Genomic DNA, 20,060 nt, shown 5'->3' with positions numbered 1-20,060 from the left:
CGTCGGTCGATCGCCATGCGTGCGCGGTGCGACGCATGCCGCATCACGCGGTAGGGAAGCCCGCGCGGCCTTGCGTCAGATCGAACAGCGCTGTCTTTGCGGCCGCTTCGGCGGTCTCGGGCAGTTTGATCACGAGCCTGACCGTCATGCCGTACGCGCTGTCTGCCAGTTCGTATCCCGCCTGTTCGATCCAGCGGCGCACGCGCGCCTCGTCCGGATAACCGATTTCGATGGCGAACCGCGTGTGGCGAATCCGCGCGACGCGTTCCGCATCGAGCAGCGCCGACGCGATCGCGTCCGTGTAGGCGCGCACGAGGCCGCCCGCACCGAGTTTTACGCCGCCGTAGTAGCGCACCACTGCGCCGAGTACGCCGTCGAGATCGTGATGGCGCAGCACTTCAAGGATCGGTCTGCCCGCGGTGCCCGACGGTTCGCCGTCGTCCGACATTCCCGACTGACCGCCCGCGAGCAGCGCCCAGCAGACGTGCGTGGCCGTCGGGTGGGCGTCGCGCAGTTGCTGCAGCGCTTGCATGGCGGCCTCACGGTCTTCGACCGGGATCGCGTGTGCGATGAAGCGGCTTTTGCGGATTTCGAGTTCCCGGGTGGTGGCGGCGGCGAGCGAGTAGGGCATGGTCCGGACTGATGAAATGCGAGAGGAATCCAGAGGCTGAGGTACTGCTGCCGCGATCGATCGTTCGATGTTGATCGGCGTGGAAGCAAAACGGGGATTTTGCTTTCACGGTACCTGGATGGGCCGGTGAAACGAGAAAACGAAATTCTACCGTGGCGCGTATTGAGCCATACCGAAGTCGCTCGGATAACGCGCGGACCATCTGCCGCAGCTGCCGTTGACCTGCGTCAGCGAACCGGTGTTGCCCATGTGCAAATCTGGATGCGTGCGGCCCGCGGGCGGGCCGTCGTCACTGGAGCACGGACGATGAAAAGCGACAAGCAGTTGAAGCAGGAAGTGCAGGAGGAACTGGCGTCCGATCCGGCGATCGACCCGACGCGCATCGGTGTCGAAGTGTCCGACCGGATCGTGACGCTTTCGGGTCATCCTCCCAGCTACGCCGAGAAGCTGGCCGTCGAGCGTGCGGCGAATCGTGTGGCCGGCGTCAGGGCGGTCGTGGTCGACATGACCGTGCATCTGCCCAACGACGACGTGCGCACTGACGAGGACATCGCCCATGCCGTGCGCTCGGTCCTGCACTGGACGGTCGGGTTGCACGAGGATGCAGTCAAGGTGCAGGTCGAACACGGCTGGATCACGTTGTCCGGCAAGGTCGATTGGGCATACCAGAGCCATCTCGCCGCACGCACGATCTCGCAGATGCGCAGCGTGACCGGCGTGACGAATCGCATCAGCGTGCAAGGCGCGGCGGGATCGGCGGACATCGGCGCGAACATCCGCCGCGCGATCATGCGACATGCGGAGCGCGAAGCGAGGCACATCGGCATCGACGTGCGCGACGGGACTGTGCGGCTGTCGGGCAAGGTCGGTTCGTTCTCGGAGCGCAAGGCCGTGCGCGGCGCCGCGTGGTCGGCCCGCGGCGTGCGCGCAGTCGTCGACGATCTGATCGTCGAATGAGCGACGGACGGCGCCGATGTCCGTACAAAAGAGGGGGGCGATCCGATGGCGATTTCAGGCGAGCTTCGCGACGCCGACTGGACGGTGGCGATCGAAACGGCCGCCGCGGACGGGGGCGGCTATCGTTGTCGCGTCCGTCTGACGTTGACGGCGCCGGAGGGCGCGTGCGAGCGGACATTCGCGCCCGGCAGGACGTATGCGACCGAGCATGAGGCCGCGGTCGAAGGACTTCGTGCCGGCATGACGTGGGTCGAAATGAAGAAGGCGAACACGTTCACGATCTGAACTGCCGCGGGACCCGCGGGTCGCATCGACGGCGAGGTCGCGCTGTTGCGCGATGCGGTCCGCGCAGGATCCGTGCGTAGCGCGTTTTGCGCGATCATCGGCCCGCTCGATCTCGCACATGGGGCGCGGTTTCATACGGTGCCGGATCACCGTTCGAGCCGCTGGCCGGCTTCCTCCGCTGAACGTGATGGGCGACGGCATCGGTCACCGTCGGAAAGAAGCTGGCCGGCCCGAAAACGTCGAACAGGCCGTACGCGCGCAGCCGGTCCTTCACAGGACCTTTCATCTCCGCAAAGTTCAATGCGATCCCTTGTTCGCCAAGTTCGTGGCAAAGTGCGACGAGCCGATCGGCGGCGCTGACGTCGATATCGGTGACGGGCTCGGACGCAACGACAATGCGTGCGACGGGCCGCGCCGCCCGGGCGATCGCGGCGTGCAGATGCTCGCAGAAGATTTCGACGTTTGCATAGAAGAGCGGGGCATCCCAGCGAAACAGCACGAGCCCCGGTGTCTGCACCGCATCCGGATGCCGCGCGATGTCGTGATAACCGCGCACGCCGGCGAGCCGGCCGAGCACGGCATCGTATGGGTGCCATGCTCGCCAGACGAACGACAGCAGCGACAGCGCGCTCGCGAGCAGGATGCCGGGCACGACGCCGATGCCGACGACACCCGCGAAACACAGCACCGAGATCAGGCATTCGCCGCGCCGCATCCGATAGAGTCGGACGACGCTGCGAACGTCGGCGATGCCGATGGCGGCATAGACCACGACTGCGGCCAGCGCCGCGCGCGGAACGAGCGTCAGCAGCATCGGTGCGGCCACGAGCAGTAACGCGATGCAGGCGGCGGCGATCAGATTCGTGAGCTGGCTCTGTGCACCTGCCGCGATCGCGACGGGCGTGCGCGACGCGCTGCTGCTGACGGCGCAGCCCTGCATCGCGCCGGCGAGCAGGTTCGCCGCACCGAGCGCGACGAGCTCCTGGTTGCGATCGGGCATGTCGCCTGCACGTATGGAAAGCGCACGCGACAGCATGCTGATGTCGGCGAACGATACGAGTGCGATCGCTGCCGCACCGGACGCGAGCGAGGTCAAGTCGGCGAGCGAGACGTGCGGCAGATGCGGCGCGGGCGCACCGGCCGGCAACGCGCCGACGGTGGCGATGCCGTGCAATGGCAATAGCCGCGCGAGCGCCGTCGCAGCGACGACGGCGACGAGCACGCCGGGCCAACGCGGCACCGTTCGCTTCATGAGCGCGATGCCGGCAAGGACGGCCGCACCGAGCAGCGCGGCGTCCGCCGAGAACCGGTGTTCGGAAAGCGCTTGCAGGATCTGCGGAATGTTCGGCAAGACGTCCGTGCTGGAGCCCGGCATCCCGAACAGCTCCGGCAGGCGGCCGACGGCAAGCGTAATGGCGATGCCGTTCAGGTAGCCGTATTGAATCGGACGCGACAGCAGATCGGTGACGAAGCCGAGTCGCAGCGTGCCGAGCAGGATGCAGATCGCGCCGGACGACAACGCAAGCGCGCCCGCAAGCGCGACGGCACGTTGCGGATCGTGGCCGGCGAGCGGGGTGATCGCACCGGCGATCAGTGCGGCGAGTGCGGAATCGGGGCCGAGCACGAGGATCCGGCTCGGCCCGAACAGCGCATAGGCGAGCAGCGCGGCAATTGACGCATAGAGTCCGGTGACGGGCGGCAATTCGGCCGCCTGCGCGTAGCTCATTCCGACCGGAACGAGTACAGCCGACAGCGCGATGCCCGCATATAGATCGCGTGTGAGCCACGCGCGTCGATACTGCGCGATGACGGCAGTGCCGGGCAGCAGGCGTGCAATTCGTGCGAAAAGGAGACGCCTCATCGCGGTTTCATCCTCCATCGGCGCTAACGCGACGCGACGCGTATCAAGGCGCACGGCTGGCGGAAGGTGACGAGCCGCGACCGATCCACGCAACGCCGGGCGCCGCCGATCGTTCGCATCAACCGGCGATGCAAGCACCGCCGGACGGCATGCATGATCGACGTTGCTGCGTGACGCGTACTCGGCGTCATGCCGCTTCGGGCGCCGAAAGCTGCAACGCCCGTGCGAAACGGGCGAGTGTGGCGATCGAGCCCGTGACGCTCTCGTAGCGCTCGCGTCCGATCTGACCGTCCAGTATCACGAGCATGCCGGCTTCCCGGGCAAGTTCGACGAGCGCCTGCAGGTCGAGGGCGACGGCCGGTTCGCTCACGCGACGGGCGGCGCCGGCGTCCGGACCGGAACGAGGGGGGGGCAGCGTATGACATGGCGTGTCTCCTGATGGCTGCGGCCGGCCTGCGACGCAGGCGGCTTCTACGGTTTCAGTATCGTCACCGTGTCCGGACGATTCAATCAGCCGGCCCGGAAGCTGCGGTAGGAATCGCGCAAACGACGTCGGCGGATTCCTACATGGCGGATGGCTTCGACGAAGCGCGGCGCCGTATCGTCCGCTACGCGCGGCGCTGCGCGTACCAGCATCCGATCGCGTGCCAGATGCCGGTTGCGGATTTGCAATAGGTAAATAGCTCGAGGTCGCGACTCACGATTGCATGGTAAATGCGCGCCTTCTGCAGACGCGCTTCCGCCTTCCAGTAGTGGAACTGCAGCCGGGTGCCGCGCATGCTCGCGCGCTGCAGAATGGTCTCGTCGTTGTCGTCGACCGGTGCGCAGCGGCGCGTGAGCGCGCCCGCGGCGCCGGAGACACATGACGCTCGTCCGCTTCGCTCCTTGCGCCCTCGCTTGAACGTGCGCGCGTCCGTTCGATGCAGGCCGGTGCGACGGTTGCTTCGGTCGCGCGCTGCACGCACTGGCCCGCCCAGGACGACGGCGCGCAATGCTCACTGACTGAGCACCCATTGCACGAGCCGATGCGCATCGTCCGCGGACAGCGCCGCGCCGCGATCGACGGCGGGCGGCATCGGCGTGTCTCCCCAATGGACCGGGCCGCCGACGCGCAACTTGCGCTCCAGCTTGTCGGCAGCATTCGGCACGCCGCGATATCGCTGCGCGATCTGCTGAAACGACGGGCCGAGAAACGGCAGGTCGGACGTGTGGCAGAACATGCAGTGCTGCGCGTCGACGAGTTCGACTGGCTCCGGCAGGGTTGTCTGAGCAGCGACGATGCTGGCCGCGGCGATCGTGCAGAAGGGCAGGCAACGTACGACGTTCATGTCGTTTCATCCTCTTTCGGGGGGCCAGCGGCGAACGCAACGCCGCGCGCGTTCAGGAGATCATGTCGTCGAGCGGGCGTCGCGGCGAATGCGGCACATGCGGGCCGCGTCCGACGCGCAGCAGCAACTGCGGCTCGCCTTGAAGGCCGAGCACATGGCGCAGATGCGCACGCGGTCCGGGCGATTCGATCGGTTGATTCAGGTACGACGCGGTGTAGCCGGCACGCGTTGCCACGAGCAGGATCCGCTCCAGCGCCTGCCCTGCAGCGAGCCATGCGTCGCGGTGGTCACGTGTGGTCGAGAGGCAGACGATCAACGGCGATGCGCCGACGAGCTGATGATGCAGCGCGGCCAGACCGTTGCCGAGATCGAACGTGCGTACCGCCATCGTGGCGATGGGCGCCGCGAAATCCAGCAGCGCGGGCACGCCAGCCGCGAATGCCGGCATGCCGTCGAAGCGCCGGCGCGGATCGATCCAGCTCGCCAGCTCCCGCCGGAAGCGCGGGTCCGCGAACTGCTGACGATCGGCCTCGGCGACCAGCTCGGCCACCCGTGCGCGATGCGCGACCGAATCGATGCACACGACATCGGCGCCTTCTGCCGCGCCCGCCGCGATCATCGCGCGCTGGATCTCGTCGGGCACCGCGGTCGATTCGAACGGCGCACGCGTCGTTACGCGCATCGGCATCGAGTCGAACAGCGTGCCGAGGAGTGTGTCTGTATAGCCGTCGTTGCATATGCGCACGAGCGCAAGCAGATCGGGGTCGATATCGGAAGGAAACGTGCTGATCGTGTGCGCGAGTTCCGCGTGATTGAGCGCGACGCGCAGGTTCAGTAATGCCGCGCCGCAACTGATAATCAACTCGCGGTCGAACGGATCGATCACCGGCAAGGCGCGGGCGCGGTCCGCGCAGAGGGCGATCGTATTGCCGTCGATGATGAACCGCCACGGCTGGGAGTTATGGCTCGACGGCGCCAGCGCCGCATAACGCAGAAGCGACTTCAGCCGTCTGTCGGGATGGGCGCTGGCGGCAAGCGGGGTAACGGATATCATGCGGTCATCTCCTGGTCGCCGGGCCGGCGGCATGCCATTTCATCGTCTCAGCAACCGGCCGGCGGCCGTTGACTCACGTCAAGCGCGCGTTACCGCAAACGTGTGCATGCGGTGCGCCGGCGGCTACGCTGGGAGAATGGAACGCGAACGATCGCGCACGGAGGTCAGCATGCTTGCAATGACGTTCGACGGCACGACGCCGATCCTGCACGTGACACAGACTCCCGATCCCCGGCCCGCGCCGGGGCAGCTATCGATCGACGTACTGGCGTGCGGCGTATGCCGCACCGATCTTCACGTGATCGACGGCGAGCTCGCGCACCCGAAGCTGCCGCTGATTCCAGGGCACGAAATCGTCGGAACCGTGCGAGCGCTCGGTTCAGGCGTGACGGGCTTCTCCGTCGGCGATCGGGTTGGCGTGCCGTGGCTGGGATGGACGTGCGGTCATTGCGCCTATTGCGCATCGGGTCGCGAGAATCTGTGCGACAGCCCGGCGTTTACCGGTTATACGATCGACGGCGGCTATGCCGAATGCGTCGTCGCCGATCATCGGTATTGCGTGCCGCTGCCACCGCGCTACTCGGCGCTGGAGGCCGCGCCGCTGCTGTGTGCGGGGCTGATCGGTCATCGGACATTGCGCATGGCGGGCGATGCACGGCGGATCGGAATCTATGGCTTCGGCGCGGCCGCGCATCTCGTCGCGCAGGTCGCGCATCTCGAAGGGCGCAAAGTATTTGCGCTGACGAAGCCGGGCGATATGGCGGCCCAGCAGCTCGCGCGATCGCTCGGCGCGACATGGGCCGGCGGCAGCAACGAGACGCCGCCGGAGCCGCTCGACGCGGCGCTGATTTTTGCGCCGGTCGGCGCGCTGGTGCCGGCGGCGCTGCGAGCGGTCGAAAAGGGCGGAATCGTCGTGTGCGGCGGCATCCACATGACCGACATCCCGGCTTTCCCGTACGCCTGGCTCTGGGGCGAGCGCCGCATCGCGTCGGTCGCGAACTTGACGCGCGCGGATGCCCGCGCGTTCATGCGCGTCGCGGACGCCATGCCGCTGAAGGTCGAAGCCGTGCGCTATGCGCTGACCGACGCGAACCGCGCGCTCGACGATCTGCGCATGGGACGCGTATCCGGTGCAGCGGTGCTGAGCGTGCGCGAATGAGATTCGACGCGCAGGCCGGGGCTTGCGTCAGATGCGGCTCAGCCCTTTCGGATCGACGATGCTGATCTGCTTGCCGTGTGCCGCGACCAGCCCGGTGCGCTGAAACTTCGACAGCATGCGGCTGACCGTCTCGAGCGTTATCCCGAGATATTCGCCGATCTCGTCGCGCGTCATCCGCAGCACGAACTCGGCGGCCGAGTAGCCGCGCGCCCTGAAGCGCGCCGACAGGTTCAGCAGAAACGCGGCGACGCGCTGTTCGGCGCTCATCGTGCCGAGCAGCAGCATCAGCGCGGATTCGCGGACGATCTCGCCGCTCATCATCTGATACACGTGATGTTGCATCGTGCGCACTTCGCGGCAAATCTGCTCGAGCTGACCGAACGGAATGATGCAGACCGTGCTGTCTTCGAGCGCGATCGCGTCTGCGTTGTGTCGCCCGGCGCAAACGCCGTCAAGTCCCAGCGATTCTCCGACGATCTGAAAGCCGGTGATCTGCTCGTCGCCGTCGCGATGCATCATGACGGTCTTGAACGATCCCGTTCTCACTGCATAGATGCTGTTGAACGTGTCGCCGGCGCGGTAAAGCGTCTCGCCGCGCCTGATGTGCCGCGTCGTGCAGATCATCGCATCGACGCGTGCGAAATCGTCTGCCGAAAGGTCGGCCGGCAGGCACACCGTGCGCAGCGCGCACGATGAACAGCGGGACGCCGCACGCTTGGGCTGGTCAGTCCGCTCGACCGGATGCAAGGGGATGAACGGACGCGATGGGTGCGGCGACAAAACATCGGCATGGCTCTGCATGATCGGCTCCAATTCGTAGGCGGCGCATTGCTGCCCGCCAGGATCGTGCGGGCCGCCGTACCGGCGGCTTCGGTTTCCGCCGCTGTCCTTGACCGGGGCACCACGCCGGCTGAGCGCGGAGGTCGATAGGCCGGCCTCGATCGTGACGCTGCGTGTGTTCCGGGTGGCGCGCGTGGTCGTTTTTCTTGATACGGAGTATGGATGCCGGCCGCCGTGAAGAAAATCAGCAGGAATTGAAGATGCGGTAGGCGACGCGGAAGGGCTGTAGGGCGTTTCCTACAGCGATGCGGCAGCCTGTCGCGATCGGTGCGACCCGCGCGACGTCCGCGCAGCGGCCGCATGCCCGACCCACCTCGACGATGCGCGCCCGGCTTTGCGGCATCGGATGCCGATCGCCGTGCAGCGCTCGGCGCGCTCGCGTTCCGTTCGCGGCCGCGCCTTCATCGCGAGAGTCGGTTCGCCCGGCTCGGACCGTCAGAGCTCGTCCGGATCGTCGAACAGCTTGTGGCGCATCGCGTAGCGCACGAGCGCCGTATCGTTCGGCATCTGCATTTTTTCGAGGATCCGGGTTTTGTACGTGCTGACGGTCTTGACGCTCACGCACAGCGCCTGGGCAATTTCCGAGATCGACTGCCCGCTCGTGACGCGCCGAAACACATCGAACTCGCGGTCGGACAGGCGCTGATGCGGCATCAGGTCGGTCGGTTCATTCAGGCTTTGCGCGAACTGCTCGGCCATCGCGAGGCTCACGTAGACGCCGCCCGCGGCGATCTTCGTCAGCGCCGCGACCAGTTCGGCACTCGCGCTTTCCTTGGTCATGTAGCCGGATGCGCCGGCCCGGAATGCGCGCACCGCATATTGCTGCTCCGCATGCATCGTCAGCACGAGGATGTGCAATGACGGCTTCTCGTCCTTGATCTGCTTGATCAGCTCGACACCGTTCCGGCCGGGCATCGACAGGTCGAGCACGAGAACGTCGGCGTCCGTGTTGCGCACGAGCGCGATCGTGGACACGCTGTCGCGCGCTTCGCCGGCCACGTCGAAGCCGCGCGCGTCTTGCAGGATGTGCCGCAGGCCGTCCCGCACGAGCGCGTGGTCGTCGGCGATAAGGACCTTGATCATGGCAGGACGCCTCCTTGGCGGATCGCACGAAGCGATAGCGTGACGGCGACCGTGAAGCCTGCGCCGGGCCTGAAGCCGATACGGTCTTCGAAGCGGGCGCCTTGGCCGTCACTGCCGTTCATCGTGGCGGACGCCGCAGGCTGGTGGCACGGCATGCGAGGCGCGAAGGGCGAGGCTGCACGGAAACGGCGATCTCGTGCGCGATTGTGCGCCGCTTTGCCGTTTTCGCCAATCGGGACCGATGCGAAAGCTGGGTTTGCGCTGTCCGGCGCGCGCTGCGCAGACGATCGATGCGGACGGGGCGGACACGTCGGCCGTCCCGGTAGGCGTGGCGGCCGAACGCGACGCGGACCGGCCGGTGCGGGTGGTGCGTGAGGGCCGGATTTCGCTGCCGGCCGCCTATGAGCAAAATCAGGGGCGCCCGCAGGCGGCGCCCTCCGCCGCCGGCAATGCAGCGCGGCTGCTTCAGTGAGACAGCAGAACCGGCACCGTCATCGCTTCGAGGATCGTACGCGTCGCGCCGCCGAGCACGCGCTCGTGCATGCGCGTGTGGCTGTACAGGCCCATTACGAGAAGATCCGCGTGCAGGTCGGTGATCCGGTTCAGCAGCGTCGCGCCGACGCCGGCGGCGGGATCGTGCGGCGTCGACGAGAACGCCGCGCGGATGCCGTGACGCTCGAGATACGCGGCGACGTCGACGCCGGCCGGCGTCTTCTCGGGGTCGCGATGCCCGTGAACGACCGTTTCGACGTGCACGAACCGCGCAGGCGCGAGCAGCGGCAGCGCATCGCTCATCGCGCGTGCGGCTTCGCGTCCGCCGTCCCATGCGATCAGCACGTTCCGGCCGAAGCTGCGCAGGTCGCCCGCATACGGCACGACGATCGCCGGACGTCCGCTGCCCATCACGACGTCCTCGACGAAATGGCGCGCAACGTGCGTCATGCGATCGTCGGGATCCTCCTGGCCGAGCAGCAGCAGATCGGCATGACGGGCATGCAGAACCGCCGCGTCGATCGCATTGCCCGACGGCGCTTGCCATTCGACGCTGCGTCCGGCTCGTTCGGCGGCCGCGAGGAATCTGCCCTCGGCCTCTTTGCGCCGCTGGTCGCAGAGGCGCTCGTAGACGGCGAGCTTGAGCGGCTCGTCCGGGCGCCGCAGCGGCTCGAACAGATCCTGACAGACCACGTAGAGACCGATCAGATGCGCATTCCAGCGTCCCGCGAGATCGAGCGCGAGGGCGACGCGCGTCGCGCAGCGTTCGCTGTCGTCGAGATGGACGAGCAGGGTCTTGTAGCTCATGTCGATGCCTTTTCGGTTGATGCCGCGACGGTGGGGGCCGGCTGCTTCGCGACGCAGGCGGCGGAGATCATCAGAACGGGACACGTCGCCTGACGCAGGACCCGTTCGGCCACGCTGCCGAGCACGACGCGCCGAAAACCGCGCCGGCCGTGCATGCCCATCACCAGCAGATCGGCGTCCATGTCGCGCGCGATGCGAACGATGCGCTGGGCGACGTCTTCGCCGGCCGGCTCGACGTTGGCGATCTGCGGCGTGCCGCGCACGCCCCGCGCGGCCATCCGGCGCGCCGCGTCTTCGACGACGCGCAGCCCTTCCTCGCGGAACGAATCGATCAGGATCGACGGGTCGTATCCGAACGTGTCGTAAGCCGGCACGAGGAAGTCGACGACATAGACCGGCGTCAGTTGCGCACCCGCTTGCGCCGCCACGTCGAGCGCGGCGTCGAGCGCTCGCGACGACGTTTCGCTGCCGTCGAGCGCGACGAGAATGTTCGAATACACGATGGTCCCCTTGAATGGTGGTGCACGCTTTCATCATCGGCGCGTGCGCGCCGGTCGCGCTGATCTGGATCAAGCGCCGCTTTGGCCGTGCAGCAGACGGAGCGTGGGGCGCGCGGCGATTGACGTTGCGTTGGTTCGCTCGACGGCCACCGTGACGGCGCGCGACGCCGCGGACACGATCTGCATATCGGCCGCGCTCGCCGCGGGATCGACGTCGATGTCGAGCTGCGCGCGGGACGTGCAGATCCTTTCGCGCAAATCGGCCGGACACTCGCCGATGCCGGCGGCGAAAACGCGCGTGTCGAGCCTGCCGAGCGGCGCGATCAGCGCGCCGGTATCGAACAGGCGCGGCACGACGAGGCATTCCGGCACGACGAGCTCGACGAGCCGCGCGAGCGTACGCATCGTTCAGTGCGACATCAGCACCGGCAGCGTCATCGACGCAAGCACCGTACGCGTTGCCCCGCCCATCAGCAGTTCATGCCATCGCGAATGCCCGTATGCACCCATCACGAGCAGGTCCGAGCCCGATTCGTAAGCGCGCGACAGCAGCGTGTCGCCGATCGACGCACCGGCGCCTGCATCGATGTCGAGCACATCGACGTCCGGTGCATGGCGCGCGAGCATCAGCGCGGCATCGGCGGCCGGCACGCGCATCGTGGCGGCTGCCGAATCGCCGTCGGTCACGGCAACGACCGTCGTGCGCTTCGCATGTTCGAGAAACGGCAATGCGTCATGCGCGGCGCGCGTCGCTTCGCGGCTGCCGTCCCAGCCGACGGCTACGCGCTCGCCGACCGACGGAAACGTTCCCGTGTACGGCACGAACAGCACAGGGCGCCCGGCGGACAGGACGAGATTTTCCGCAAACTGGTCGTCGATGTAGGTCTCGGGATCGTTCGGATCGCTCTGGCCGGCGATCACCAGATCGGCCAGCCGCGCCGCGCGCGGCACGGCGACGTTCGCGCGTGCGTCCGTGCGAAGCCAGGCCGACGGCACCTTCGCGCGCACGGTTTCGGCATGGAACAGGCGTTCGAGTGCCGCGCGCCGCTCGTCGCGCCGCTCGCGCTGATCGCGGAAGTAGTCGGCGGATCCTGCCATGACGTAGAACGAGTGCGGTTCCGGCGTATAGGTCGCGAACAGCCCGGTCAGATGCGCACCGAAGCGCCGGGCGACGCGTAGCGCGAACTCGAGGCGCGCGTGAGCGCCGGTGCTCGTGTCGAGATGCACGACTAGGCTTTTGTAGGTCATCGGAATCGCTCCATCGACGGGTCATCCGTCAGTGCAGTTCAGTCTAGGAAGCGTGCCCGGTACGCGCTTGACGCAGATCAACGGGGCTTGTGCGCTGCCGCCGCACAGTGGCAGGGACGCGGTGCCGCGCTCGCCGCTCGAGCCGGCCGCAAGACGACGACAGCCCGGTCACCGGACCGAACGAGGAACGACGATGAGCACCGACACTTTGACGAAGCCGAACGAAGTCTGGTGCGCCACGAGCGATCTCGCATTGCGCATCCACGCGCTGATCGCCGACTGGCAGCACGGATGGCATGCGCTGACCGGCCGGCGCATCGAGCGGGACCGCGACGCGATCCGTCGGTTGCAGCAGGCGTTGGCGGAAGCACAGAACTGGCCGGCTTTCGGCGAAATCGTGCAGCGGGCGATGCGCGACTACGCCATTGCGTCCGTCGCGATCTGGCAGGACGCGGCCGAGCTGGCGCTGCGCAGGCAATACGAAAGCGCCGGCGTCTGGCGCGCGTGGGCGCGCGAATACGGCGCGGGTGTGATGCCGCGCGAACAGATCGACTGGTTGCCCGATCTGAGCCGGCTGGCGCTCGTCGATGGGGCCAGCATGCCGTGGCACGACTGGATGACGGCCCTCGAGCACCGGATCGCGGGCGACATCGACGGGAGCGGATCGCCCGACGGCGCGGCCGTACGTGCGCACGGCAAGGAAGCGGCGCGCGAGGTCGAGCCACTGCGCTGATCGTGTCGAGCTCGTCACGAGCGGACTGCGGCTCGCATTGCCGGTTCACCTGCGCGTGGCGCCGGCGAGCCGGCGTCACGGCCGCGGGTCAGGATGAAACCGTCGCGGGCGCGGCGCGCTCACGCAGTTCGCCGGTTTCCGGCGTGTCGAGATCGACGCACTGTCCGTAGACGGGTACCTCGCACCGCCAGCGCAGTCGCTCGGCGATGCGTCGCCGCAACGCATCGGCCGCGCCGGGTTCGCCGTGCGTGACGAAGGTCCGCTGCGGCGCGCGCTGCAGCGTGCCGAGCCAGCGCAGCAAGTCGGCGTAGTCGGCATGCGCGGAGAGCGCCGTGATCGATTCGACCTGGGCACGCACGCGTACGTATTCGCCATGAATCTTGAGCGTCGGTTCGTGTGCGGCGAGCGCGGCGCCGCGCGTGCCCGCGGCCTGATAGCCGACCAGCGCGATCGTATTGCGCGCATCGGGCGCGTAGCGGCTCAGATGATGCAACACGCGTCCGCCGGTCGCCATGCCGCTGCCGGCGATGACGACCATCGGACCCTGATGTTCGCCGATCGCCTTCGACTGATCGACCGTGCGGGTCATCGTGGCCGCATGGCCAAGCGCGTCGGCCTCGGACAGCGTCAGCCGGTGTTCGAGGACGTGGCGGCGATAGATGTCGGTGACGTCGGTCGCCATCGGGCTGTCGAGAAAGACGGGTACGTGCGCCATGCGGCCCGCTGCCTTGAGCCGCGCGATATAGTGCAGGACTTCCTGCGCGCGGCCGACGGTGAAGCAGGGCATCACGACGACTCCGCCGCGCGCGAACGTCTTGTCGAACAGCGCGGCCAGCTCGCTCTCCGGATCCGAATCGGGATGGAGCCGGTCGCCGTACGTCGATTCGACGACCAGATAGTCGGCGTAAACGGGCGGCAGCGGCGGCTGCATGATCGGATCGCGATAGCGGCCGAGGTCACCCGAAAACGCGAGCACCTTGCGATCCCAGTGCACGACGACGCTCGCCGCGCCCAGGATATGCCCGGCCGGTAGTAGACGACACGAGAGGCCGTCGGCGAGTGTCGTGCACTCGTCGAATGCGATCGGCATGAGCAGATGCAGCGCGCGCTGCGCGTCGTCGACCGTATAGAGCGGTTGCGCCGGGTGATGCTTCGAGTAACCGTGCCGGTTCGCGAAGTCGGCTTCTTCCTCCTGCAGGCGCGCACTGTCGCGCAGCATGATGTCGCATAGTTCGGCGGTGGCCGCTGTGCAATATACCGGCCCGCGATAGCCGTTGCGCGCGAGCACGGGCAGGTAGCCGCTATGGTCGATATGCGCATGCGTGAGCACGACGGCGTCCAGCGTGTCGGGCGCGAACGGCAACGGGCTCCAGTTGCGCAGCCGCAGATTCTTCGTTCCCTGAAACAGCCCGCAATCGATCAGGACGCGGCGCTTGCCGTACTCGAGCAGGTACTTCGAACCGGTGACGGTTTCCGTTGCACCGAGAAAAGTCAGTTTCATGAAGACCTCGCCGGAAGGGGGCTGTCGCGAGTCGGTCGGCCCGCGAACGGGCATGCGGCGGGACGGAACCGAATATCGTGCGTTCCGTGACGGCCGCGTCTGTCACGGGCGCTCGCCCGGCGCCGGATTGAGCAGCACGACGAACGAGAGGATGCTCGAAATCAACGTGGCGATCGAATATCTGAAGACACGTTCGTCGAACAGCATCCCGTGAACGATGCCGACCAGCGACGCAATCGCGAGGAACACGCTGAGCGTCGCGAGAGCGATTCGGTAATGGTTTCGGATCATGGCGGTCTCCCGGACGACACCGGTTGCGGTGCGCCGCGAAGCGTTCGCGCGGCGCGCGGCTTTTCCGGCGTCTTGCGTCATGATCGCGTGGTGCGGCGCCGGCGGATTGATCTGTATCAACGGACGAATCGACATGTCGCGACGTGCCGCGCGGACGGCCTACATCACGGCAAGCCGAACGCCGCTTGATCCTCGTCAAACTGGCGGCGCGCCGATGCGCGATGCTCGTTCCGGCATCGCGCGAAGCCGGCCGCACGAATCGCGGCCGCCGTGGCCGACAGGAGACCGACATGAAGTCCGACGCAGCACTCGAGCAGGAAGTCGAGCAGTCGCTGTTCTGGAACCCGGCGATCGACGCGCGCCGGATCGACGTAACCGTGCGCGACGGCGTCGTCACGTTGCGCGGCACGGTCGATAGCCGGGCGCAGAAACTCGAGGCGCAAAAGACGGCGCTGCATATTGCCGACGCACGGGTGCTGCTGCTCGAACTGCGTGTCGTTCCGCCGGAGAACGCGTGCGCGGATCGGGAACTCGCGATCGCGATCTCATTCGCGCTCGGCTGGCAGCAGGCGTTGCGCGGTCAGAAGATCCATGTCGAGGTCGATCACGGCTGCGTGACGCTCGACGGCGAAGTCGATCATCCATCGCAGCGCGATGCGGCCGAAGCGATGGTGAGCAGGATGATCGGCGTCGTAGACATAGCCGATCGCCTCCGCGTGCGGACCGACCGCACGGTGCCGGACGTCGGCGCACGGATTGCGGACGCGCTGGCGCGTCGCGCGCGGCGCGAATCGGCCGGCATCTCGGTCCAGGCGAACGATGGCGTCGTCACGTTGACGGGCACGGTGGCGTCGCCGGCGGAAAGACGCGCCGTATGCGGCGCAGCGGCGTCGGTCGCCGGCGTTCGCGAAGTCGTCGATCGCCTCAATCTGGCCTGACGCTTCGCCTGCAGTTCCTGCGGCCGCCCGGATCCGGGTTGCCGGCCGAGGACGGGCGCCTATCGTAGACGGACAGCGGCTGGACGGATGCCGCGTACGATGTGCTGCATTTCGAGCGGCCCGTCGTTTCGGATGATCGGCCGGCCGCCTGATTGCTGCGCATCAGGCGGGGTTTGCATTGACGAGGAGCAGTGGCGTGTTCGTGATTCGCGCGACGCGTTCCGCGACGCTGCCGAGCGCCCAGCCTGCGATTCCTCGCCGGCCGTGCGTGCCCATCACGGTCAGGTCGGCATGCCACTCGACGGCTTCGCGCACGATCGCGTGCGGGACGTCCGGCGCCGTCTGATCCGTTTGAGTGAGGTGTGAGTGTGCGTGCGCGCCGATGGCTACGAGCATTGCCGTGGCCTCGCGTAGCGCGGTGTCACCCTCTGCGTTCAATGCACGTTCGACCGTGTCGATCGGTACGAAGTCGCCGAGCGAGACGGCGCGATCGACGACATATAGGGCACGAAGTTCGGCGCCAGGCGTCGCGAACTGCAATCCGACGCGTAACGCGTCGAGTGCCGGACCACTTCCATCGACCGCGAACAGGATGCGGCGTGGCAGAGCGTCGGCATTCGGCACGAAGCCTTCGGGCACGATGAGCAGCGGGCAGCCGATACGAGCCGCAAGCGGGCCCGAGACCGCTCCCTCGATCCAGCGACGCACGCCATGATGCTGACGTGTGCCGACGATCGCGAGATCGGCTTGCCACGTCTGTGCGCGGTCGGTCAGTGCGTCGACGATATCGCCGCCGTGCGCTGAAAGGTCGACGACTTCGGTGCTCACGACGATGTCGGGGCGCCGCGTCATGGTGCGCTGGGCGCGCGACAGACAGTCGGCGGCGTCTTTCAGCAGTTCGTTTCGGGCGGCGTGAAGAAACGACATCGCGTGCGATCCGAGCGGTACGAGCGTGCGCGGATTTTCCGCGATGCTGACGAGGTGCACGAACGCGTTCGCGTGCAGCATGCGTTGGGCGTACGCAAGCGCGCGCTCGGAGGCGGCGGAAACGTCGATCGCGATCAGCACGCGCCGATGTGCGTAGTGAGCCTCGGTGGCGGAAGCACTGGCGCTCATGACTATCTCCGGTCGTCGCAGAGAGTCTGCGTACAGCCATTTTCGCGACGATGGCGCGCGGCAGATTGATCCCGGTCAACGGCGACGGCCGTCAGTATCGACATCGCGGCACGTTCGCTTCTGCCGATCGCGAACCATCGAAAAGGGCGCCGACCGGCTCGCTGTCCGGCTCGGGTATCGCACGGCGACGGCCGGATCCGCGTGACGATGCTTTCCGATCCGGCTGGCCGATAGGCCAGTGCGCCGAGTACGCGGAAAGCTCGACGCGGGCACGCCGCCCGCGATCGCGGTGACCGGCTGGCGCATTGCAGCCGGTATTGGCCGGCGCCGCAGCTAACGACGTCGAGCAAGCATGTCGTCGAAGACGGGCACGACGGCGAGTGTCACGAGGACAATGGCGAGCGGTACGCTCGACAGGAACCCGACATGGCGGAAGCCGACCGCGCCTGCCAGTCCCCCGACCAGGAACGACAGCAGCAGCGATCCAAGCAGAAGAAGTTTCTGCCGGTCTGCGCGAACGAGATCCCGCTGCGACGCTCCGACGTTCCAATAAATCAGCTTGCCGAGTTCGATGCCGATGTCGGTGACCAACCCGGTGACGTGTGTCGTACGTATCTCCGCCTTCGAGATCTTGGTAATCATCGCGTTTTGCAGGCCCATCACGTAACAGAGCAGGCAGACGGTGGCCGGTAGGAATAGCACGTGGTGCGTTTCGAGTCCCGATCCGAGGAGGCCGAACAGGAGAAGCAGCGTCGCTTCGAGAATCAGCGGCATCGCGTACTGGCTGCTTAGCTGCCGGCGGCGGCCCCAGTTGATGAGGATCGCCGACGTGGCGGCCCCGGCGAGGAAGGACAGCAATGAACTGAGGCCGGCCGCCACGACGCCGATGTCGCCCAGCGCGAGGTTATCGGCCATCGACGATACGATGCCGGACATGTGGGACGTGTATTGCCCGACAGCGAAGAATCCGCCGGCATTGGCCGCCCCCGCTACGAAGGCCAACGATCGCCCCAGACGGCGATTCGCGGCGTCGCTGCGATGGAGCGTGGTGAATGCGCGAAGATAGTTGATGGGCATGATTACCCCAAAAGCGGCGAGAGAGCTATCGGTCGCGGCCGACGTCGCTGATCGTAGCATGCGCGGCATGCCTGCCTGTCGTGCCGTCCCGGTTTCGTTAGACTCGGCGGCGGGAGCAGCGCCGATGACGGGCGCTCACGAGGACGAGGCCGCGCCGAGCAGGGCCTGAAGGCGTTGTGCGTCACCGGCGTAACTTTGTTCGAGCCCTTCGGCACCGAGCTCGATCATGAGGCAGCGCCACAGGTCGAATGCGCCGATGGCCGCGCCGAGATGCAGATCGGCCGCATGACTGCCGCGCGGACGTGCCGCGGCCGCCAACAGATGATGCTGTATCTCTCGTTCCGCGCAGGCCGTGACCTGGACATAGCTCAGACGATTTTCCATGACGACACGATTCCGACAGTGACCGGGCGAGACTTCGGCAACTCGATACTATGCGCGGCCATTATCCGCCGATGGGCGTGTCGCGGTATCGAAAGTCGTTGCGCGCGGCGAACCGAAGTGGAGGAAGCGGAGAGTCGAGCCCGAGGCTGGGAAACGCGACCGGCGGACGGGCGGGCAAATGGCGATTTTTGTGTCCCGCGCTTGCCCGCGCAGCGCCGTCGAGGCTGCGACAGGCCGAACGGGCATCGTCATGATGGGTTGCCGCGCGACTTCGGAAGTCGAGCATACGCCGCCAGCGCAGCTTCTCGCGAAGCCGCGAGGTCGATCATCGGCGCCGGATAGCCGCAGGCCGCGAGCGCGGCCGGATGCTTCCATGGCCGATGCAGCACGTCGGCCGGCAGCCCCGACAGCTCCGGGAGCCAGCGCTTGAGATACGCAGCGTCGGGATCGAACCTGGCGGCTTGCAGATACGGATTGAACACGCGGAAGTACGGTGCGGCATCGGCCCCGCAACCGGCGACCCATTGCCAACCGAGCGTGTTGTTCGCCAGATCCGCATCGACGAGCGTATCCCAGAACCATCGCGCGCCGTGCCGCCAGTGCTGACGCAGGTTCTTGGTCAGAAAGCTCGCGACCGCCATTCTCACGCGGTTGTGCATCCAGCCGGTCTGCCAGAGCTGCCGCATGCCGGCATCGACGAGCGGAATGCCCGTGCGCCCCTGCTGCCAACGCGCCAATTGCTCGCTGTCGTCAGGCGCCCACGTGAAGGTGTCGAAGCGTGCGTCGAAGTTGGCGTCGGTCGTGTGCGGGAAATGATAGATCAGATGATGCGCAAACTCGCGCCAGCCGAGTTCGCGCAGAAACGGCTCCAGGTCGGGCCGATCGCTGTCGCTCGTCCGCGCTACGCGCTCTTGCAGCGTTCGTAGAATCTGCGTCGGCGTGATCTCGCCGAAATGCAGGTGCGCAGAAAGCCGCGAGGTACCCATGCGAGCCGGCGCGTCGCGCGCGTCGCCGTATTCGGCCAGCGCTTCGTCGACGAACTGCTCCAGACGTTCCCACGCGCCTGCTTCGCCGGGGCGCCACGCCTCGGCCAGTCCCGCGTCCCATCGAATCGGCGGCAGCAGGCCGATCGTATCGATGGCGATCGAACCGTCCGCAGTCAGCCATCGGCGAGGCCGTGCGGCCGGTAGCGGATGACAGTCGGACAAGCTCGTGCGCAGCTTGCGCCAGAAAGGCGTGAAGACGCGATACGGCTGCCCGGCCTCGGTCGCGAGCGTCCAAGGTTCCTGCCAGAGCGCGCCGGGGTGGCTGTGTGCGGCGATGCCTTCAGCGCGCAGCGTCGTTTTCAGCGCCGTATCGCACGCGATGGCGGCCGGCTCGTACCGGCGCGTCCAGTGCACGGCCTGCGCCCCGACGGCACGTGCGAGCATCGGCACCGCGATCGTCGGGTCGCCCTCCATCACGTGCAATTGCCCGCCTTGCTGCCGCAGCGCGCGATCGAGCGACGTCAGACTGTGGTGGAGCCACCATCGGCTCGCCGCGCCCGGCGCCCACGCCGTGTCTTCATCCGGCGCGTGTACGTAGACGGGCAGCACGGCATCGTGCCGCGCGCATGCCGCCGACAACGCGGGATGGTCGGAAAGCCGCAGGTCGCGGCGAAAGAGCACGATGGCGACAGACATTGGAATCAATCCCGCATAAGGCTTGCCTCGCGCGCAAGCTGATCGGCCACTTCAGATGCGTCGGCGAGATGCGCTGACGATTTCCGCGTCTTA

24 protein-coding genes are annotated in these 20,060 nt (G+C 67.1%); 6 read left to right on the top strand and 18 right to left on the bottom strand.

Features of this window, described 5'->3' with window-relative positions; genetic code table 11:
* Window positions 1–43 precede the first annotated feature (43 nt).
* Window positions 44–631 carry an IMPACT family protein gene (locus tag ACSHSS_RS11895; RefSeq protein WP_105836699.1) on the bottom strand — a complete coding sequence of 196 codons (588 nt, stop codon included), beginning with the start codon at window positions 629–631 and terminating at the stop codon, window positions 44–46.
* A gap of 306 nt (window positions 632–937) precedes the next feature.
* Here ACSHSS_RS11895 and ACSHSS_RS11890 point away from each other — a divergent pair, with 306 nt between their 5' ends.
* Window positions 938–1,588, top strand: coding sequence for a BON domain-containing protein (locus ACSHSS_RS11890; RefSeq protein ID WP_217261367.1), 651 nt, complete (start codon window positions 938–940; stop codon window positions 1,586–1,588).
* A gap of 45 nt (window positions 1,589–1,633) precedes the next feature.
* The gene (locus ACSHSS_RS11885; protein ID WP_445544992.1) at window positions 1,634–1,873 is read left to right on the top strand and encodes a hypothetical protein; all 240 of its coding nucleotides are present in this window, start codon (window positions 1,634–1,636) and stop codon (window positions 1,871–1,873) included.
* A 94-nt stretch (window positions 1,874–1,967) separates the two neighbouring features.
* On the opposite strand, the gene ACSHSS_RS11880 is transcribed toward ACSHSS_RS11885, so the two are convergent.
* From ACSHSS_RS11880 to ACSHSS_RS11860, 5 genes are all read right to left on the bottom strand, one after another.
* Entirely contained in the window at window positions 1,968–3,734 is a 1,767-nt protein-coding gene (locus tag ACSHSS_RS11880) for a SulP family inorganic anion transporter (protein ID WP_217073946.1), read from the bottom strand.
* A 187-nt stretch (window positions 3,735–3,921) separates the two neighbouring features.
* Window positions 3,922–4,104, bottom strand: coding sequence for a hypothetical protein (locus ACSHSS_RS11875; RefSeq protein WP_088927003.1), 183 nt, complete (start codon window positions 4,102–4,104; stop codon window positions 3,922–3,924).
* Window positions 4,105–4,342: 238 nt separating this feature from the next.
* Complete coding sequence (locus ACSHSS_RS11870; RefSeq protein ID WP_146126210.1) at window positions 4,343–4,726, bottom strand: hypothetical protein; 384 nt, start codon at window positions 4,724–4,726, stop codon at window positions 4,343–4,345.
* A 3-nt stretch (window positions 4,727–4,729) separates the two neighbouring features.
* Window positions 4,730–5,062 carry a c-type cytochrome gene (locus ACSHSS_RS11865; protein ID WP_217059817.1) on the bottom strand — a complete coding sequence of 111 codons (333 nt, stop codon included), beginning with the start codon at window positions 5,060–5,062 and terminating at the stop codon, window positions 4,730–4,732.
* Between the two features lie 52 nt (window positions 5,063–5,114).
* Entirely contained in the window at window positions 5,115–6,116 is a 1,002-nt protein-coding gene (locus tag ACSHSS_RS11860) for an Acg family FMN-binding oxidoreductase (protein ID WP_105841748.1), read from the bottom strand.
* 169 nt (window positions 6,117–6,285) lie between these two features.
* Between ACSHSS_RS11860 and ACSHSS_RS11855 the strand changes: the two genes are divergently transcribed.
* Window positions 6,286–7,275: a zinc-dependent alcohol dehydrogenase family protein gene (locus ACSHSS_RS11855; RefSeq protein WP_088927502.1), complete on the top strand. Its 990-nt coding sequence runs from the start codon at window positions 6,286–6,288 to the stop codon at window positions 7,273–7,275.
* Window positions 7,276–7,302: 27 nt separating this feature from the next.
* On the opposite strand, the gene fnr is transcribed toward ACSHSS_RS11855, so the two are convergent.
* Both fnr and ACSHSS_RS11845 read right to left on the bottom strand, forming a co-directional pair.
* Window positions 7,303–8,076 carry a fumarate/nitrate reduction transcriptional regulator Fnr gene (gene fnr, locus ACSHSS_RS11850; protein ID WP_105836733.1) on the bottom strand — a complete coding sequence of 258 codons (774 nt, stop codon included), beginning with the start codon at window positions 8,074–8,076 and terminating at the stop codon, window positions 7,303–7,305.
* 474 nt (window positions 8,077–8,550) lie between these two features.
* On the bottom strand, window positions 8,551–9,198 hold the full coding sequence (locus ACSHSS_RS11845; RefSeq protein ID WP_088926999.1) for a response regulator: 648 nt from the start codon (window positions 9,196–9,198) through the stop codon (window positions 8,551–8,553).
* A 241-nt stretch (window positions 9,199–9,439) separates the two neighbouring features.
* Here ACSHSS_RS11845 and ACSHSS_RS11840 point away from each other — a divergent pair, with 241 nt between their 5' ends.
* Window positions 9,440–9,670 (top strand): hypothetical protein, encoded by a 231-nt coding sequence (locus ACSHSS_RS11840; protein WP_445544991.1) that lies wholly within the window; start codon window positions 9,440–9,442, stop codon window positions 9,668–9,670.
* On the opposite strand, the gene ACSHSS_RS11835 is transcribed toward ACSHSS_RS11840, so the two are convergent.
* The 4 genes from ACSHSS_RS11835 to ACSHSS_RS11820 all read right to left on the bottom strand — a co-directional run bounded on the left by ACSHSS_RS11835 (window position 9,664) and on the right by ACSHSS_RS11820 (window position 12,245).
* Complete coding sequence (locus tag ACSHSS_RS11835; RefSeq protein ID WP_105756210.1) at window positions 9,664–10,497, bottom strand: universal stress protein; 834 nt, start codon at window positions 10,495–10,497, stop codon at window positions 9,664–9,666. The two genes, ACSHSS_RS11840 and ACSHSS_RS11835, sit on opposite strands and share 7 nt — an antisense overlap.
* Window positions 10,494–10,997 carry a universal stress protein gene (locus ACSHSS_RS11830; protein ID WP_445544990.1) on the bottom strand — a complete coding sequence of 168 codons (504 nt, stop codon included), beginning with the start codon at window positions 10,995–10,997 and terminating at the stop codon, window positions 10,494–10,496. The genes ACSHSS_RS11835 and ACSHSS_RS11830 overlap by 4 nt, the downstream gene beginning before the upstream one ends.
* Window positions 10,998–11,066: 69 nt before the next feature.
* Window positions 11,067–11,351, bottom strand: coding sequence for a hypothetical protein (locus ACSHSS_RS11825; protein ID WP_258179086.1), 285 nt, complete (start codon window positions 11,349–11,351; stop codon window positions 11,067–11,069).
* A 54-nt stretch (window positions 11,352–11,405) separates the two neighbouring features.
* A complete protein-coding gene (locus ACSHSS_RS11820; protein ID WP_088926995.1) occupies window positions 11,406–12,245 on the bottom strand; it encodes a universal stress protein in 840 nt (279 codons plus the stop codon).
* Between the two features lie 193 nt (window positions 12,246–12,438).
* On the opposite strand from ACSHSS_RS11820, the gene ACSHSS_RS11815 reads away from it, so the two are divergent.
* Complete coding sequence (locus ACSHSS_RS11815; RefSeq protein WP_217060035.1) at window positions 12,439–12,978, top strand: hypothetical protein; 540 nt, start codon at window positions 12,439–12,441, stop codon at window positions 12,976–12,978.
* 88 nt (window positions 12,979–13,066) lie between these two features.
* Here ACSHSS_RS11815 and ACSHSS_RS11810 read toward each other — a convergent pair whose 3' ends face one another.
* Both ACSHSS_RS11810 and ACSHSS_RS11805 read right to left on the bottom strand, forming a co-directional pair.
* The gene (locus ACSHSS_RS11810; protein WP_105841742.1) at window positions 13,067–14,479 is read right to left on the bottom strand and encodes an MBL fold metallo-hydrolase RNA specificity domain-containing protein; all 1,413 of its coding nucleotides are present in this window, start codon (window positions 14,477–14,479) and stop codon (window positions 13,067–13,069) included.
* Window positions 14,480–14,581: 102 nt separating this feature from the next.
* Window positions 14,582–14,905 carry a DUF2964 family protein gene (locus ACSHSS_RS11805; RefSeq protein WP_373421891.1) on the bottom strand — a complete coding sequence of 108 codons (324 nt, stop codon included), beginning with the start codon at window positions 14,903–14,905 and terminating at the stop codon, window positions 14,582–14,584.
* A 155-nt stretch (window positions 14,906–15,060) separates the two neighbouring features.
* On the opposite strand from ACSHSS_RS11805, the gene ACSHSS_RS11800 reads away from it, so the two are divergent.
* The gene (locus ACSHSS_RS11800; RefSeq protein WP_105841851.1) at window positions 15,061–15,708 is read left to right on the top strand and encodes a BON domain-containing protein; all 648 of its coding nucleotides are present in this window, start codon (window positions 15,061–15,063) and stop codon (window positions 15,706–15,708) included.
* Window positions 15,709–15,870: 162 nt separating this feature from the next.
* Here ACSHSS_RS11800 and ACSHSS_RS11795 read toward each other — a convergent pair whose 3' ends face one another.
* The 4 genes from ACSHSS_RS11795 to ACSHSS_RS11780 all read right to left on the bottom strand — a co-directional run bounded on the left by ACSHSS_RS11795 (window position 15,871) and on the right by ACSHSS_RS11780 (window position 19,967).
* Entirely contained in the window at window positions 15,871–16,824 is a 954-nt protein-coding gene (locus ACSHSS_RS11795) for a universal stress protein (protein WP_088926993.1), read from the bottom strand.
* Between the two features lie 333 nt (window positions 16,825–17,157).
* Window positions 17,158–17,901 carry a YoaK family protein gene (locus tag ACSHSS_RS11790; RefSeq protein WP_261527028.1) on the bottom strand — a complete coding sequence of 248 codons (744 nt, stop codon included), beginning with the start codon at window positions 17,899–17,901 and terminating at the stop codon, window positions 17,158–17,160.
* Window positions 17,902–18,036: 135 nt separating this feature from the next.
* A complete protein-coding gene (locus ACSHSS_RS11785; protein WP_105756203.1) occupies window positions 18,037–18,285 on the bottom strand; it encodes a hypothetical protein in 249 nt (82 codons plus the stop codon).
* A 248-nt stretch (window positions 18,286–18,533) separates the two neighbouring features.
* A complete protein-coding gene (locus ACSHSS_RS11780) occupies window positions 18,534–19,967 on the bottom strand; it encodes a cryptochrome/photolyase family protein (protein ID WP_445544989.1) in 1,434 nt (477 codons plus the stop codon).
* Between the last annotated feature and the right edge of the window lie 93 nt (window positions 19,968–20,060).

The sequence above is a fragment of the Burkholderia sp. BC1 genome (assembly GCF_052683555.1).
This window is presented reverse-complemented; position numbering and strand designations above follow the sequence as displayed.

Bases quoted from the DNA above. Each gene is read 5' to 3' on its own strand.
- ACSHSS_RS11840 (WP_445544991.1), top strand. From the start codon at position 9,440: ATGCGAAAGCTGGGTTTGCGCTGTCCGGCGCGCGCTGCGCAGACGATC.
- ACSHSS_RS11885 (WP_445544992.1), top strand. From the start codon at position 1,634: ATGGCGATTTCAGGCGAGCTTCGCGACGCCGACTGGACGGTGGCGATC.
- ACSHSS_RS11820 (WP_088926995.1), bottom strand. From the start codon at position 12,245: ATGACCTACAAAAGCCTAGTCGTGCATCTCGACACGAGCACCGGCGCT.
- ACSHSS_RS11895 (WP_105836699.1), bottom strand. From the start codon at position 631: ATGCCCTACTCGCTCGCCGCCGCCACCACCCGGGAACTCGAAATCCGC.
- ACSHSS_RS11860 (WP_105841748.1), bottom strand. From the start codon at position 6,116: ATGATATCCGTTACCCCGCTTGCCGCCAGCGCCCATCCCGACAGACGG.
- ACSHSS_RS11800 (WP_105841851.1), top strand. From the start codon at position 15,061: ATGAAGTCCGACGCAGCACTCGAGCAGGAAGTCGAGCAGTCGCTGTTC.
- ACSHSS_RS11805 (WP_373421891.1), bottom strand. From the start codon at position 14,905: ATGTCGATTCGTCCGTTGATACAGATCAATCCGCCGGCGCCGCACCAC.
- ACSHSS_RS11855 (WP_088927502.1), top strand. From the start codon at position 6,286: ATGCTTGCAATGACGTTCGACGGCACGACGCCGATCCTGCACGTGACA.
- ACSHSS_RS11845 (WP_088926999.1), bottom strand. From the start codon at position 9,198: ATGATCAAGGTCCTTATCGCCGACGACCACGCGCTCGTGCGGGACGGC.
- ACSHSS_RS11835 (WP_105756210.1), bottom strand. From the start codon at position 10,497: ATGAGCTACAAGACCCTGCTCGTCCATCTCGACGACAGCGAACGCTGC.
- ACSHSS_RS11810 (WP_105841742.1), bottom strand. From the start codon at position 14,479: ATGAAACTGACTTTTCTCGGTGCAACGGAAACCGTCACCGGTTCGAAG.
- fnr (WP_105836733.1), bottom strand. From the start codon at position 8,076: ATGCAGAGCCATGCCGATGTTTTGTCGCCGCACCCATCGCGTCCGTTC.
- ACSHSS_RS11890 (WP_217261367.1), top strand. From the start codon at position 938: ATGAAAAGCGACAAGCAGTTGAAGCAGGAAGTGCAGGAGGAACTGGCG.
- ACSHSS_RS11785 (WP_105756203.1), bottom strand. From the start codon at position 18,285: ATGGAAAATCGTCTGAGCTATGTCCAGGTCACGGCCTGCGCGGAACGA.
- ACSHSS_RS11815 (WP_217060035.1), top strand. From the start codon at position 12,439: ATGAGCACCGACACTTTGACGAAGCCGAACGAAGTCTGGTGCGCCACG.
- ACSHSS_RS11780 (WP_445544989.1), bottom strand. From the start codon at position 19,967: ATGTCTGTCGCCATCGTGCTCTTTCGCCGCGACCTGCGGCTTTCCGAC.
- ACSHSS_RS11865 (WP_217059817.1), bottom strand. From the start codon at position 5,062: ATGAACGTCGTACGTTGCCTGCCCTTCTGCACGATCGCCGCGGCCAGC.
- ACSHSS_RS11795 (WP_088926993.1), bottom strand. From the start codon at position 16,824: ATGAGCGCCAGTGCTTCCGCCACCGAGGCTCACTACGCACATCGGCGC.
- ACSHSS_RS11880 (WP_217073946.1), bottom strand. From the start codon at position 3,734: ATGAGGCGTCTCCTTTTCGCACGAATTGCACGCCTGCTGCCCGGCACT.
- ACSHSS_RS11790 (WP_261527028.1), bottom strand. From the start codon at position 17,901: ATGCCCATCAACTATCTTCGCGCATTCACCACGCTCCATCGCAGCGAC.